Source organism: Anaerococcus sp. HMSC075B03 (assembly GCF_001815585.1).
Taxonomy (GTDB): domain Bacteria; phylum Bacillota; class Clostridia; order Tissierellales; family Peptoniphilaceae; genus Anaerococcus; species Anaerococcus vaginalis.
In genome coordinates this window covers 1-1,070 of sequence record NZ_KV821189.1, presented here as the reverse complement: position 1 = coordinate 1,070, position 1,070 = coordinate 1, and the positions used below count along the sequence as shown (strand labels likewise).

The following is a 1,070-nucleotide window of genomic DNA, read 5'->3' as shown; positions in this document are numbered from 1 at the left end:
ATAATCTATTAGGAAAAAAATTCAAAATATTTATGAACGATTTTTACCAAGAACGAGAAAAATGTTGAATTATCCAACTGAACTTATGCCTGAAATTGTTAGTGGTAAAAAAAATGAAAATGCAGCCTATGTGTTTTCTGATTTTTATATAAGCAATGAAGATATTGAAGATAGTGAATTATCATCAATATTTGAAACATTTGCAAAGGGCGGAATTTATAAAGATTGTTGTTTTGGGAACTCATGTACACATGCACTGGTTAGACAAAAAAAGCTTATGAATAGAAATATTGAAAAATCAGAAGGAATAACTTTCATTGTAGGAAAATTAAAAGAGCCATATATAGTGCAAGTAATAGGTTAAATAAATGATGAATTGCAAATAATATTGCGACACCTAAACCAAACTAAGTTCGTGCATAAATAAATCAAATGGAGTTGGGTCTGTAAATAATTTTGTGTATCAACCTAAATCCTGACATGATATGTACCTTCTTTACTGGACAAACCAGTAAGGAGGGTATTTTTATGAAATATATCTATGAGTTTAAAAAGAACTGTATAGAATTATACAAACAAGGTAATGGTCTGATACACCTAGAGGTATCAACAAATATTACTTCCGTAACTACATAAGAAGATGGAATAATTTAGTAGAAACACATGGAATTGAGGTATTAAAGCATAAATCTCATATATATCCATAAATTTTGTAATTGTTAACCCATGAATAAAGTTGTCCAGGATTAATACCGATTTCAATTGCTACAGACCTTATTGTTTTCCTGCTAGAACTTTGCTTACTATTTCTAATTTCTCATCAGTTGTTCACTTGATATTATTTCCATGTTTTAAAATTTCTGGACCATGAAGTTCTTCTCAAAGAGATAGTAGGTCTTTTTTATTAATTTTATATTACAATTAATTTTGATTAATTTACTATATTATTAATGGTATACTGTGAATATGACTATTAAAATTTAATTAAGAGGATAAGAATGAAAAATATTTTAATCATAGAAGATAATAAAGAGATAGCGTTACAAATGGAAAAGTATTTGGTTAATAAT

At 27.2% G+C, this 1,070-nt stretch carries 1 protein-coding gene and 1 pseudogene; both read left to right on the top strand.

Features of this window, described 5'->3' with window-relative positions; translation table 11 throughout:
- The first annotated feature begins 61 nt into the window (after positions 1–61).
- Entirely contained in the window at positions 62–364 is a 303-nt protein-coding gene (locus HMPREF3045_RS05390) for a peptidase (protein ID WP_070737668.1), read from the top strand.
- Positions 365–998: 634 nt separating this feature from the next.
- A pseudogene (locus tag HMPREF3045_RS09440) lies at positions 999–1,070 on the top strand (DNA-binding response regulator); the annotation flags it as partial.